This window comes from Burkholderia sp. Z1 (assembly GCF_014893795.1).
GTDB lineage: Bacteria > Pseudomonadota > Gammaproteobacteria > Burkholderiales > Burkholderiaceae > Burkholderia > Burkholderia theae.
Genome location: NZ_JACFYL010000002.1, coordinates 1,097,427 through 1,109,724, shown reverse-complemented (window position 1 = coordinate 1,109,724; position 12,298 = coordinate 1,097,427). Strand labels below are relative to the sequence as shown.

The following is a 12,298-nucleotide window of genomic DNA, read 5'->3' as shown; positions in this document are numbered from 1 at the left end:
GCGCATCCTCTCGCTCGACGCACGGCCCAGGCGCCGCTCGCCCCTGCCCGGCGCCTGATCTGACGGTTCTGTCTCCTCCCGGAGCCAGGTCAGACAGGCTCCGGGCGATCCTCATAGGCACGCCACGCCTGCCCCTGCCGATCATTTGGAGAACTTCCATGAAACAACGCCTTTATCAGTTGACCGAACTCGACGTCGCTCGCCTCGAGAAGCACGCCGAACACAACCCGCGCTTCCAGACGATGCTCGACACGCTGCTCGAGCGCGCCGACATCGTTGAGCCTGACACCATCAAGGCAAACGTCGTCACGATGAACTCGCAGATCACGCTGCTCGACGAAGCGACCCAGGAACAGGCCACCTGGACGATTGTTTATCCGGACGCCGCCAATCTTGAACTCGGCCGCCTGAACGTGTTCTCGCCCGTCGGCATGGCACTGCTGGGTACGCAACGCGGCCAGATGGTCAAGGTGATGCAGCCGAGCGGCGCCGAAAAGCTGATGAAGGTCGCCGCGATCGTGTTCCAGCCGGAAGCCAACGGCGAATACACGCGCTGACGCCGCCGGCCGGCCAGCGCCGCGCCGCACCGGGTGCAGAACGAAAAAAGCGAGGCACAGGCCTCGCTTTTTTGCGTCCGGACGATCCGGCTTGTCGTCATCGCATGCTGCTGACGAAAAAAAAGGCGCCCGAAGGCGCCTTTTTCGATGCTGCGAAGCGGGTTACCCCGCCGTCACGCTTAGAAGCGGTGACGCAGACCAACCGTTGCTGCGGTTTGGTTGATCGACGAGCTCGGCAGAACCGAGTTGTCGCCGTTGTAGATCGATGCGCCGATGCCGTTCTTCGCTGCACGCTGGTACACAGCTTGTGCGTAGACGTCCGTGCGCTTCGACAGTGCGTAGTCAGCTTGCAGACCGAACTGGTTCCAGTGCGTGCTGCCGTTGTTGATCTTCGCGTTCGTGTACGTGTAAGCAGCACCCAGGCCGAGAGCCGGCGTCAGGTTGTACTTTGCGTTGACTTCGTAGTTGTCGGTGCGCACCGAGCCCAGGCTACCGACTGCATTGTTGTCGAGACGCGCTTGCGTCCATGCAGCACCGACTTGCGCCGGGCCGAATGCATAACCAGCAGCAGCACCGTACGTGCGGACGCGGCCTTGGCTAGCGATGCCACCGATCGCCGACGACGTTGCGCCGTTTGCGTTCGTACCGTCACCCAGGTTCGCTTGCGAGTATGCAGCAGCCAGCTTCAGACCTTGGAACTGGTATGCAGCACCCGCGCTGTACGCACGGTTGTTGGCGAAGTTCGTGTTGTTCGAGAACGAGTACGTGCCGCCGAATTGCAGGCCAGCGTAGTTCGCGCTCGTGAACTTGACCGTGTTGTTCTGTGCGACATCGCCGTTCGTGCTCAGACGATCAAGGTTCAGCGGGTGCGCGAAGTACGTGCCGCCCCACGAGCCCGTTGCCGTCAGCGGCGCCAGGTAGTCTTGCGTTGCGTCGTATTGCTTACCCAGCGTGACCGTGCCGTACTGGCTCGACAGGCCGACGAAAGCTTGACGGTTGAACATGCCGCCGTTGCCATTCGCGAACTTGCCGTTACCGATGTTGAAGCCGCTTTCCAACGTGAAGATTGCCTTCAGGCCGCCACCCAGGTCTTCCGAGCCACGCAGGCCGAAACGGCTCTGGTCAATGCCCGAACCCATCGCCCAACGCGACTTGCCGTTGACCGGCAGGCCAGCTGCGTTGACGCCCGTTGCGACGTTGCTTTGGTAGGTGATGCCTGCGTCCAGCACGCCGTACAGCGTGACGCTGCTTTGCGCGTGAGCGACGGTAGCGAACGATGCTGCAGCTGCTGCAACGATCAGAGTCTTGTTCATTCGTGGAGCTCCCTTCTAAAAAGAGGCAGGTCTCGCGACCTTGTTTCATAAACGGTCTCAACCGCCCGGGAACGCCATCGGTCCTGCTGGCCGCGCCCGGATAGTTGCCCGTTTGGGAACCGTGAGTTTAGGGGTGTACCCTAGGGGCGCGATCCGCGAATAAAGAAATAAGCTTTTCCAGAACTAGAAATAATGAAAGTGGGGCCGCGTTATAAGTATTTGTTTTAACGCTTGTTTTTGGCCTCTTGACGGCAGCTTTTTGGAGGCTTTCATCGCATCATTCTTTCATGTCATCGTCTTGACGGTTGCATAGAAACAACAAACCACTCCGGGCAAACCCCATAAATCGGCAATTTTTACCCAATCCGACCTCGAATGCCGGGTTCCGGATTCCTGAAACGGGTCGGACAGCGGATAAACATCCGGTCGGACGGACGAAGCCGACGTCACGCAACCGCGCGGCTTGCCCGGACGGCCCCGTGCGGCGGCAGCAGCCGGCCCGGCCATCGGCCGTGACATGCGGTAACAGGCTTAACCGCCTGCGTAACCCGGCCCGTCGACCGGCAGACTAATGTAAGGCGAACCCGATTTCAGAATAGGACACGCCATGAATCGACGCTCGTTGTTGCGCGCCATCGGATTGACCGCCGCCTTTGTCGGCACCGGCTGGCTCCGCGCCGCCTCGGCCCAGCCCGCGCCGCCCGTGTACCGGCCGTCCGGCCCGAACCGCGTGCCCGGCGGGCCGCCCTACGCCGACCGCCCGGGCTTCGGGCCGCCGGCAGCCCGGCACGACCGCCGCCCGCCGCCGCCGCGGCCGCATGGCTATATATGGACCGACGGTTACTGGAGCTGGCAGCGCGGCCGCTATATATGGGTGTCCGGCCGCTGGGTCGCGCGGCGCCCGGGGCGTCGGTGGGTTCCCGGCTACTGGCGTCGCCAGGGGCAGGTGTGGATCTACGTCGACGGTTCGTGGCGCTAGGCCGCCGACCGGCTCCGGCCGATGGCGGGTCCGGAGCCTGACGGCACGCACGAACCCGCGCCGCTCGGGCATGGAATCATGGCGCCAGGCCGGGTGCGCGCGAATCCTGCGCCGCCTGCCCTTCTCAGGGACGATCCCGGCCGCCCAAACCGACGCCAAAGCCTCAATCGGGCAACACGCCGACAATCTACATACCCGCCGATCCCCGGCGCGCAATCCTGCATCGACCGGATTCCTGCCGCTCCCTGATCGCACACCGGCCAGCAAAGGGCGGCATGTTTCGTTCGCCCCGATGCCAAGCCATCGATCCGGGCGTCGCGTCGCAAGCGCATTGCCGCATGTCCGACCAACACGGCAAAGCTTCGCCCGGCCTTCGATCCCGACGAAACCCTTCGGATAACGAAATCATGTGCTGTCGATGCGAATGCATCCGGCCGTCTCTCGTCGCATCGCGCGCCATCTGCGACACACCGCCAGTCGACGAAACGATGCACGGTTCCGCTCAGCGCCCGCCGCCCTCCGACTCCCGCGCACGGCGGCGCGCCGCGCAGATCGCGCGATGATGTTCGTCGGCCCACCGGATCATCGCCTGCATCGGCGTCAGGAACGAACGCCCGAGGTCGGTCAGCGCATATTCGACGCGCGGCGGCACTTCGGCGAACAGCGTGCGGCTGACGAAGCCGTCCTGCTCGAGCCGCTTGAGCGTACGCGACAGCATCTGGTTCGACACATCGCCGATCGCGCGGCCGAGTTCGTTGAAGCGCATCGTTCCGCCGGACAGCGCTTCGAGCACGAGCAGGCTCCACTGGTCGCCGATGCGGTCGAGCACATCGCGGATCGGGCACGGCTGATCGAGTTCGACGGTTTCGTCGGCGGACGGCAACGGCATGGCGGGATTCTCTTTCACGGGCAACGCACGGTCATCGCGGTGTGACCTGTTCACACCGCGGTGACTTCTTGTGACGGGTTCGCGGCAACTGTACCATTCGATCGGCCCGGCAGCCGCCCGAATTCGCCAGTTCAACGAAGCATGACGATGCCGCGCGGCCTCGCAATTCGAGTAGCCGCGACGCCGGGGCTTCACGGCGAACCCTTTGCATCGCTGCGGCGCATGCGTGCCTGCAGCCACGCCCGCATGCCTCACCGATCAACACGATCGGCGCAACCCGCGGTCGCGCATCGCGCGCCGACCCACGAACCATCAGACAAGGAAAACGCTACATGTCATCGCTCCGCTCCCCCGTTCGCGCCGTAGCCGCATTCGTCCTGCTCGCCGCATCGGCCGCCGCGCTGGCCGCCGGCCCGGCCCAGCGCGACCTGGCCGCCGAGGAAGCGAACCGCCAGCTCGTGCTGACGTTCTACGACCGCTTCTTCAACAAACACGAAGCGGTCGAGGCCGCCGCCGTCGTCGCGGACGACTACAAGCAGCACAACCCGCACGTGCCGGACGGCAAGAAGCCGTTCGTGTCGTACTTCGTCGGCGCCTTCCAGAAGAACCCGGCATCGCGCGCACGCATCGTCCGCAGCGCGACCGACGGCGACCTCGTGTACCTGCACGTGCATGCAACCGAGCGTCCGGGCGATCGCGGCGAAGCGGTCGTCGACATCTTTCGCGTGAAGGACGGCAAGATCGTCGAGCACTGGGACGTGATCCAGCCGGTGCCCGAAACAGCCGCGAACAAGAACACGATGTTCTGACGCGCGGGGCCGGTGCGCGACGAAGCGCACTTCCCGTTGAAGGCCGATCCGGCCGCCGCACCGGCGAGGCGCGGCTGCCCCGCGCCGGCGAACTCCCCTACAATCGAGCATCGCCGCCGCGCCGGCCTCCGTCTCGCCTGACCGCACCGCCGGCCGCCCCGCCAGCGCGCGGCCGCACACGAAGCACGGCCGGCACACGCGGCCGTTCGCGAAGACGGTGTCAACGATGAGCCCCGCCCATATTTCCCTGAGCAACGCCGGCGACCTGGTCGCCAGCCTCGGCAGTCCGCAGTTTCCCGCCCGGCTTTGGGCATGGCTGCGCGAAACCGTCGACCCGCAGTCCCATTACAGCGTCGCGACGCGTTACCGGCGCGACGCGCCGTCGAAATCGGTCGACAGCGTCGACGTGCTGTTCTTCGCCGGCGGCGACGACCCCGACGGCACGCGCCACGCGCTCAATCTGTATACACAGGGCGAGTGGCGCACCGACACGCTGCTCCCGCATATCGAGCGCACCACCGATTCACAGCTCGTGTTCTCGTGCAACGAGGAAATCGACACGGCGACCGAATACGGCCGCCAATTCGCGCTCGGCGAGCTCGGCGAAGACTGCACACTGCTTGGCAGCGAGCGCGACTACGTCTATGCGTTCTCGCTGTTCCGCCGACGCGGCCAGCCGTCGTACACGCTGGCCGAACTGGCGCTGCTGCGGCAGCTCGGCGATTTCGTGCTGCCGCTCCTGGTCCAGCATGCGCGGCTCGCACGCCTGACGCCGCGCTCGGACGACGGCGCGCTGCTGCAGCGGTTCGAACAGCGGCTGTCGGCCAGCGGCGCGGCGCTGTCGCAGCGCGAACGGCTCGTGTGCCGCGCCGTGCTGCAGGGCCAACCCGTCCCGCAGATCGCCGACACGCTCGCGCTGAAGCCGAGCAGCGTGCGCACCTATCTCGGACGCGCGCTCGCGAAACTCGGTGTCCCGAACCGGGCCGGGCTGTTCGCGTGGTGCGTGACCGAAGAAGAGCAGCCGGAAGACCGTAGTCACTAGACGACGCCACCGCGTCATCGCAGCACCCGCCGCCCCCGCCGCCTTTGTCGCGGTTTGTCCTCAAAACGATGACAGACAGCCGGCCGCCCCGCTCCTAGTATCTGACTCACCCGACGACAGGAACGCGTCGGATGCCACGGAGACACGGAATGCCGCATACCGGATGGACGCCGGCCCGCACGGCCGCGAGCGCGCCGCCCATCGATTTGCCGATACGGACGCGTCGGCGAAACCGGCATGACGCGCCGGCGGCGGCCGGCCTTCGCCGCGGCCCACCGCCGCCCCTGCCGCGCAGCACCGGCACATAACGCCACACCCTATTCCAACCCGACCGGGTACACGCGACCGGACGAGCCAGACGGCCCGCCCGCGGGACACGTGCGCCCGTCGATCAGCCCCCGATCCGGAGGAGACACATGCAACACGCCGATACCATCTATCTGAACGGCCTGCTTTACACGGGCGATGCGCAGCGCCGCTTCGCGCAGGCGCTCGCCACGAAGGATGGCAAGATCGTCGCGGTCGGCCGCGACGACGACATCCGCCCGCTGGCCGGCCCCGCGACACGGATGGTCGACCTGGCCGGCCGGCTGATGCTGCCGGGCCTCATCGACGGTCACGTGCACCCGCTCGAAGGCCATCAGATCCTCGGCGACTTCGACCTGTCCGGTATCAACGATCCCGACGCGATCCTGCAGCGCATTCGCGCGTGCGCCGATGCGACGCCGAACGAACCGTGGGTCTATCTCGGCGGCGCCAACCTCGCCGCGTTCGGCGCGTATCCGACCCGCGAGCTGCTCGACCGGATCGTGCCCGACCGGCCGCTGCTCGTGGTCGGCTTCGACGTGCACAGCGGCTGTCTCAACACGAAGGGGCTCGAAGCGGCCGGCATCAACGCCGATACGCCCGATCCGACCGGCGGCGTTTACGAGCGCGACGCGGCAGGTGCGCCGAACGGCGTCGTGCATGAAGCGGCGTTCTACCGCATCTGCCCGATCATTCCGCAACTGAGCCCGGCCGGCTACCCGAAATCGCTCGCGAAAGCGCACGCGATGGCGCACGGTTTCGGCATCACGGGCTGGTTCGACGCGCGCGTCGAGGAGGCTGAACTCAAGGCCTACGCCGCCGCGCAACGCACCGGCACGCTCAAGGCCTACATGAGCGCGGGCCTCTATGCGAACCCGCGCCGCGACCCGCGCGAGCAGGTCGAACGCTTCGTCGCGTGGCGTCGCGAATACGAGTGCGACAACCTGCGCCTGCATACGGTGAAGATCTTCGTCGACGGCGTGCCGGAATCGAAGACCGCCGCGCTGCTCGAGCCGTATGCCGGCACCGACGACTGCGGCCTCGCGTTATGGAGCCAGGACGCGCTGAACGAGATCTGCCTGCTCGCCGATACGGCCGGCTTCGACCTGCACTTCCATACACTCGCCGACCGCGCGGTGCGCATGACGCTCGACGCGCTCGAGTACGTGCAGTACCGCAACGGGATGCGCGACCGGCGCGCGCAGCTCGCGCACCTGCAGCTCGTCGATCCGGCTGACATGAGCCGCTTCAACCGGCTCGGTGCGATCGCGAGCGTGCAGACGCTGTGGACGGCCGCGCGCGAGGAGCAGCAACAGCTCTATCGCGACCTGCTCGGCACCGAGCGCACCGCGCGCAATTACCCGTTCCGGAGCATGCGCAACGCGGGCGTGATGCTCGCGGCCGGTTCCGACTGGTCAGTCAGCACGATGGACCCGATGCAGATCATCCAGACGGGCGTCACGCACCTGCTGATCGACCAGCCCGACAGCCCGCCGTGGAATCCGCACGAGCGCCTCGACCTGCTCACGATGCTCGAAGCCTATACGGTGAACACCGCGTATGCGCTGCGCTTCGACGACTGCACGGGCTCGCTCGAAGCGGGCAAGGACGCGAGCTTCGCGATCCTCGACCGCAATCCGTTCGCGCACCCGGTCGAGACGTTCGCGCAAACCCGCGTGATCGAGACATGCTTCCGCGGCGAAGTCGTGTACGCCGCGCCGGGCTGGGCCGACTGAAGCGCGGATCGGGCGACCGTCAGGCGACGCCGAGCGCGAGCACCTGCTCGGTCGTCAGCACGTCGCCGAACGTGTCCGACAGCGCGGCCAGCGTCGCGCGATGGAGGTCGCGGTGCGGCACCGTGCCGCCGTCCGCGACATCGAGGTCGCGCGTGGCACATGCGTCGTCGACGACGATCACCGCATAACCGAGCGGCACCGCATCGCGTGCCGCGCCGGCAACGCACGCATGCGTCATCAGGCCCGTGACGATCAGCGTGTCGATGCCGGCCGCCTTCAGGCGCGCGTCGATGTCGGTCGTCGGGAACACGCTCACCGACGTCTTCTTCACGACCGCGTGATGCGGCGCCGGCTGCAGGTCCGCATGAAAGCGGAAACCGTCGCTGCCGTCGGCGAAGATCGGGCTGTCGGCCGTATCGACGTGCTGGACGTGAAACACCGGAATGCCCGCGCGATCGGCGAACGCGATCACGCGCCGCGCATTGTCCAGCGCGCGCGGTCCTTCCGGAATCGGCAGCCGGCCGCTGAAATATTCGTTCTGGAAATCGATCACCAGCAGCGCGGTGCGGGCGGCGTCGATCGACGTCGGCGCCGTCGCGCCTGCCACGGTACGGATGGTCGGATGTTGCATGGGTCGCTCTCTCGGTTGGCACATTGAACGGGATGGCGCGCCGGGCCTGCCGGCGCCGCCGGACGCGGCCTGGGGCCTCCCCGACCGCGAGGCGCCAGTGTCGGGCCGCGCGGCTTCACGCGACAGCGGCCCGCAGGACAACGTCCGACAGGATCGGGCCAACGTGCGCGAGCGCCTACGACAGCGCGGCCGTTCGCGCGCCCGGCCGCGTGCGTCCGTACGCGGCCATCATCACGAAGCTGAGCAGGAAACCCGCGCCGCCGATCAACAGCAGGCCGATCTCGCCGAACACCGGCAGCAGGTTCGTGAGCGCGCCCGTCACGACCCACGCGACGGCCATCACCGAACCCGCGACGCCGAGCGCCCAGCCCTGCCGGTCCGCGCTGACGGCATCGGAGAACGCCGTATACATGGTCGTGTACGCGACCATGTCGAAACAGCCGACGACCATCGCGAGCGCCCACAGCACGGGCTCGTGCGGAAACAGCGCGGACAGGATCTGGCCAACACCGGCAACCAGCAGGCCCGTCTTCGCGATATCGACCACACGCCACACGCGCAGCATCAGCCGCACGACGAACAGCAGGCCGAACACGAAACAGAGGCCGATCACGCCGCTGAACAGCCCGAGCCGTGCGCTCGTGTAGCCGAATTTCGCCTGCAGCAGCAACATGATGGTCTGCAGGTAGAGCCCGTAACCGACCTGCATCAGGAAGAACACCGCCGACAGGAACGCGACATTGCGCTGGCGCGCGGCCTCCCGGATGATCCGCAGCGGCAGCAGCGGATCGATGCGCGTGTCGCCGCGCGGCGCGACCGAATCGCGATACGACGCCCAGGTCCAGAACGCGCACGCCAGCGACAGCGCCGCAACCAGCACGAACGGCGTGCCGTAATCGAACAGCGGCGAGATCGTCCGGTCCGACGTGACGCCGCCGAGCACGGGGCCGACGATCACGCCCGCGCTGAACGCGAGCGACATGATGCTCATGTTGTACGCCTTGGTCTCGGGTGTGCTGAGGTCGGTGATCGCCGCCTGCGCGATGCCCTGGCAGCCGGCCAGCAGGCCGGTGAGCCCACGCCCCGCCAGCAGCAGCGCGACGCTCGCATGCCATGCGCCGGCCGCCATCATCGCGTAGCCGGCCGCGAGGCCGAGCACGCACAGCAGCATGATCCTGCGGCGGCCGTAGCGATCGGACAGTTCGCCCATCAGCGACGAGCCGAAGAACATGCACAGCGGGTAGATCCCGTAGCCGAGACCGAGGTAGAAATTGCGCGCGTGCGCGCCGGCGTCGGCCGGCAGGATGCCCGCGTGCGGATCGCTGAAGATCGCGGACATCATTGGATAAACGAGCCCGAACCCCATCGCGTCGATCGCGATGGCGAGCAGGCAGGGGCCGAGCAGCTTGTAGTCGAGCCGGGACATGGCGACCTTCCGGACAGAGTGGATGATCGCCCAAGCGTAATGATCGGGCAGCCGCCGCGGTAGGCCGCCGCCCGCGATGCTAATCATCGGCCGTGCCGATACCCGGCCCGACGCTGCAACCGATCGATCGCCGCGATGCCCGACGCCAGCTCCTGGCGCCCGGCCCGGGTCCGGTCAGACCCGGCGGCACGCGTCGACCTTCACGACGACAGCCGGACGATCCCGTAAGGATTGAACTTGAAGTCGTCTTCGTCGTGAGACGCGTCGTCGATCAGCAATGCACCGTGCGCGCGCAACGTCGCGTCGATCCCGTGCCGCACGATCTCGTCGGCAACGCCGTCGATGACGGCAACCGCGTCGCGATCGCTTCCGCGCGAACGCGGCACCTGCACGTCCGGCAGGCCGGCCAGATGAAAACCCACGCTTTCGAAGTAACCGTCCGACGCCAGCGGGCGCAACGCGAACGCCAGCCGGCACACGCGGTTCTGCGCAAGCGCATCGTCGGCGTCGGTCGCGACCGCGCCCATCCGGATCAGCTCCCGCCACCGGTGCAGCCCGTGCGCCACACCCGCGCTCTCGCCCTTGACCGCCACCGCGCCGGCGTCGATCAGCCGATCGACCAGGAACAGCGCGCCGATCGACGCACGCACGGCATTCTCCCGCGTCATGCGCGGGCCGAGCACATAGAGCACCGACTGGTGCGTGCCGACGGCTTCGTCGTCGGCCGGCCTCCACGCATCCGCTGCGACGCGGTCGCGGCAGACCTCGAACGAACGGCTCATCCGCTCGTCCGGCTCGGCGGCGGAATATGCGTCATCGATGCCGAACCCCGTCGCGAATTCCGCGATCACCGCGTTCGCCGCATCGCGCAGGTGCCGCAGTTCTCGATCCCTGCCGAGAAAGCACAGCACGTGACGCGGCTGCACCGCCGCTTCGCCCGACCACGCGGCCCGTCGGTCGGATTGCAGCAAAACGGCCGCGCGTGCCGTGCCGCCATCGAGCAGTTTCTTCAACCTTGAAAACATTTGCCATCCCCCACGCTGAGCTTGCGTGCCACCATCATAGCGGCCTGCGATGGCGCGGGGACAAACGCGTCGATGCGCTCGACGACAGCATCCGGATCGGGCAGCGATTGCCTGCCCGCCGAAATCGAACGGCAGCCGCCGCCCGTCGCTACTTGACGCTCAGCGGTTCGCCCTGAAATTGTCGGCGTGCGAGCACGCATGGCGCGCCGTCGTGCATGAACACGCTCGCGAGCAGCCCGAACGACGCCGCGAACAGCACGTACCACGCGGGCGCGACGGGCGATCCGCTCGCGTGCGTCAGCCACGTGACGATGAACGGCGCGAAGCCGCCGAAGATCATCACCGCGACGTTGTACGCGAGCGCGATGCCGGTCGATCGCGAGCGCGTCGCGAACTGTTCGGCGAGCGCGGTAGGCGCGGGGCCGTAGCAGATGCCGATGATCGTGCAGATCACGAGCTGCATCACGAGCAGGCGGCCGATGCTCGGCGCCGCGGCCAGCCACGAGAACAGCGGATACGTGACCGTCAGCATCGCCAGCATGCCGGCGATCAGCACGGGCCGCCGGCCGATGCGATCGGACACGATCGCGGCGACCGGAATCGTCACCGTCAGCAGCGCGACCGCCACCATCTGCACCTTGAAGACCTGGTCGAGCGGCAGCCCGAAAGTCTTGTGCGCGAACGTCGGCAGGTTGACGAGCATCACGTAGAACACGGCCGTGCCGGTGATCGTCTGCCCCATCGACACCAGCACGCCGCGCAGGTTGTCGCGCAGCACCCGCGACACGCTCGCCGGCGGCTCGACCGTCGACTTGCTCGCGTCGAGGAACGCCTCGGTTTCCTCCATGTGCCGGCGGATCCACAGGCCGACCGGCCCGATCAGCAGCCCAAGTGCGAACGGCACGCGCCAGCCCCAGCTGTGCAGCGCGGCCTCCGACAGCGACTGCGTGGCCCACGCGCCCATCGCCGCGCCCGAGAACACCGCGAGACACTGGCCGATCAGTTGCCAGGATCCATACAGGCCACGCCGGTTCGCGGGCGCGCTTTCGACGAGGAACGCGGTGGCGCTCGCGTATTCGCCGCCCGTCGCGAAACCCTGCAGCAGCCGCGCGGCGACGATCAGGATCGGCGCCGCCGGGCCGATCGTCGCGTACGACGGCGCGAACGTGATCAGCGCGATCGACAGCGTCATCAGGAAGATGATGAGCTGCATCGCGGCCTTGCGGCCCTTGCGGTCCGCATAGAGCCCGAGCAGGATGCCGCCCACCGGGCGCATGAAGAAGCCGACGCCGAACGTCGCGAGCGACATCAGCAGCGACGCGTACTGGCTGTCGGCGGGAAAGAACAGCCGCGCGATGATGCCGGAGAAGAACCCGTAAACGATGAAGTCGTACCACTCGAGGGTATTGCCGACGACAGCGGCAACCACCTGCCGATGCCGCGAGTTCCGACGTGAGTCGCGCATGCTTGTCTCCTGCAGTCTCATGGTGCCGCGCCGCATGGTTGCCGCGTTCCGCGGCAGGCATGGGCGAATCGGCTGTTCGTATCGCCGGCCGATGCGAGACAGGCCCGACGGACCCTCTCG

At 67.1% G+C, this 12,298-nt stretch carries 11 protein-coding genes; 5 read left to right on the top strand and 6 right to left on the bottom strand.

The window, feature by feature from the left end; genetic code table 11:
• The first annotated feature begins 158 nt into the window (after positions 1 to 158).
• Entirely contained in the window at positions 159 to 557 is a 399-nt protein-coding gene (locus tag H3H55_RS22040; protein WP_048247266.1) for a GreA/GreB family elongation factor, read from the top strand.
• Positions 558 to 736: 179 nt separating this feature from the next.
• Here the strand turns inward: H3H55_RS22040 and H3H55_RS22035 are convergent, their stop codons facing one another.
• Positions 737 to 1,870 (bottom strand): porin, encoded by a 1,134-nt coding sequence (locus H3H55_RS22035; RefSeq protein ID WP_129515273.1) that lies wholly within the window; start codon positions 1,868 to 1,870, stop codon positions 737 to 739.
• Positions 1,871 to 2,477: 607 nt separating this feature from the next.
• On the opposite strand from H3H55_RS22035, the gene H3H55_RS22030 reads away from it, so the two are divergent.
• Complete coding sequence (locus H3H55_RS22030; RefSeq protein WP_193100202.1) at positions 2,478 to 2,849, top strand: YXWGXW repeat-containing protein; 372 nt, start codon at positions 2,478 to 2,480, stop codon at positions 2,847 to 2,849.
• A gap of 502 nt (positions 2,850 to 3,351) precedes the next feature.
• Here H3H55_RS22030 and H3H55_RS22025 read toward each other — a convergent pair.
• On the bottom strand, positions 3,352 to 3,738 hold the full coding sequence (locus H3H55_RS22025; RefSeq protein ID WP_193100201.1) for a winged helix-turn-helix transcriptional regulator: 387 nt from the start codon (positions 3,736 to 3,738) through the stop codon (positions 3,352 to 3,354).
• Positions 3,739 to 4,070: 332 nt separating this feature from the next.
• On the opposite strand from H3H55_RS22025, the gene H3H55_RS22020 reads away from it, so the two are divergent.
• The 3 genes from H3H55_RS22020 (at position 4,071) to H3H55_RS22010 (ending at position 7,631) form a co-directional block, all read left to right on the top strand.
• Positions 4,071 to 4,547 carry a nuclear transport factor 2 family protein gene (locus H3H55_RS22020; protein ID WP_193100200.1) on the top strand — a complete coding sequence of 159 codons (477 nt, stop codon included), beginning with the start codon at positions 4,071 to 4,073 and terminating at the stop codon, positions 4,545 to 4,547.
• Between the two features lie 226 nt (positions 4,548 to 4,773).
• On the top strand, positions 4,774 to 5,589 hold the full coding sequence (locus tag H3H55_RS22015) for a helix-turn-helix transcriptional regulator (RefSeq protein WP_193100199.1): 816 nt from the start codon (positions 4,774 to 4,776) through the stop codon (positions 5,587 to 5,589).
• Positions 5,590 to 6,005: 416 nt separating this feature from the next.
• Positions 6,006 to 7,631 carry an amidohydrolase gene (locus H3H55_RS22010; protein WP_193100198.1) on the top strand — a complete coding sequence of 542 codons (1,626 nt, stop codon included), beginning with the start codon at positions 6,006 to 6,008 and terminating at the stop codon, positions 7,629 to 7,631.
• A 19-nt stretch (positions 7,632 to 7,650) separates the two neighbouring features.
• Here H3H55_RS22010 and H3H55_RS22005 read toward each other — a convergent pair whose 3' ends face one another.
• From H3H55_RS22005 to H3H55_RS21990, 4 genes are all read right to left on the bottom strand, one after another.
• Positions 7,651 to 8,262: a cysteine hydrolase family protein gene (locus H3H55_RS22005; RefSeq protein ID WP_193100197.1), complete on the bottom strand. Its 612-nt coding sequence runs from the start codon at positions 8,260 to 8,262 to the stop codon at positions 7,651 to 7,653.
• Between the two features lie 175 nt (positions 8,263 to 8,437).
• Positions 8,438 to 9,688, bottom strand: a complete 1,251-nt coding sequence (locus tag H3H55_RS22000) for an MFS transporter (RefSeq protein WP_193100196.1) — start codon at positions 9,686 to 9,688, stop codon at positions 8,438 to 8,440.
• A gap of 200 nt (positions 9,689 to 9,888) precedes the next feature.
• Complete coding sequence (locus H3H55_RS21995) at positions 9,889 to 10,713, bottom strand: hypothetical protein (RefSeq protein WP_226800342.1); 825 nt, start codon at positions 10,711 to 10,713, stop codon at positions 9,889 to 9,891.
• A gap of 148 nt (positions 10,714 to 10,861) precedes the next feature.
• Positions 10,862 to 12,178: an MFS transporter gene (locus H3H55_RS21990; RefSeq protein WP_193100195.1), complete on the bottom strand. Its 1,317-nt coding sequence runs from the start codon at positions 12,176 to 12,178 to the stop codon at positions 10,862 to 10,864.
• Positions 12,179 to 12,298 lie beyond the last annotated feature (120 nt).

Bases quoted from the DNA above. Each gene is read 5' to 3' on its own strand.
- H3H55_RS22040 (WP_048247266.1), top strand. From the start codon at position 159: ATGAAACAACGCCTTTATCAGTTGACCGAACTCGACGTCGCTCGCCTC.
- H3H55_RS22035 (WP_129515273.1), bottom strand. From the start codon at position 1,870: ATGAACAAGACTCTGATCGTTGCAGCAGCTGCAGCATCGTTCGCTACC.
- H3H55_RS22030 (WP_193100202.1), top strand. From the start codon at position 2,478: ATGAATCGACGCTCGTTGTTGCGCGCCATCGGATTGACCGCCGCCTTT.
- H3H55_RS22025 (WP_193100201.1), bottom strand. From the start codon at position 3,738: ATGCCGTTGCCGTCCGCCGACGAAACCGTCGAACTCGATCAGCCGTGC.
- H3H55_RS22020 (WP_193100200.1), top strand. From the start codon at position 4,071: ATGTCATCGCTCCGCTCCCCCGTTCGCGCCGTAGCCGCATTCGTCCTG.
- H3H55_RS22015 (WP_193100199.1), top strand. From the start codon at position 4,774: ATGAGCCCCGCCCATATTTCCCTGAGCAACGCCGGCGACCTGGTCGCC.
- H3H55_RS22010 (WP_193100198.1), top strand. From the start codon at position 6,006: ATGCAACACGCCGATACCATCTATCTGAACGGCCTGCTTTACACGGGC.
- H3H55_RS22005 (WP_193100197.1), bottom strand. From the start codon at position 8,262: ATGCAACATCCGACCATCCGTACCGTGGCAGGCGCGACGGCGCCGACG.
- H3H55_RS22000 (WP_193100196.1), bottom strand. From the start codon at position 9,688: ATGTCCCGGCTCGACTACAAGCTGCTCGGCCCCTGCCTGCTCGCCATC.
- H3H55_RS21995 (WP_226800342.1), bottom strand. From the start codon at position 10,713: ATGTTTTCAAGGTTGAAGAAACTGCTCGATGGCGGCACGGCACGCGCG.
- H3H55_RS21990 (WP_193100195.1), bottom strand. From the start codon at position 12,178: ATGCGCGACTCACGTCGGAACTCGCGGCATCGGCAGGTGGTTGCCGCT.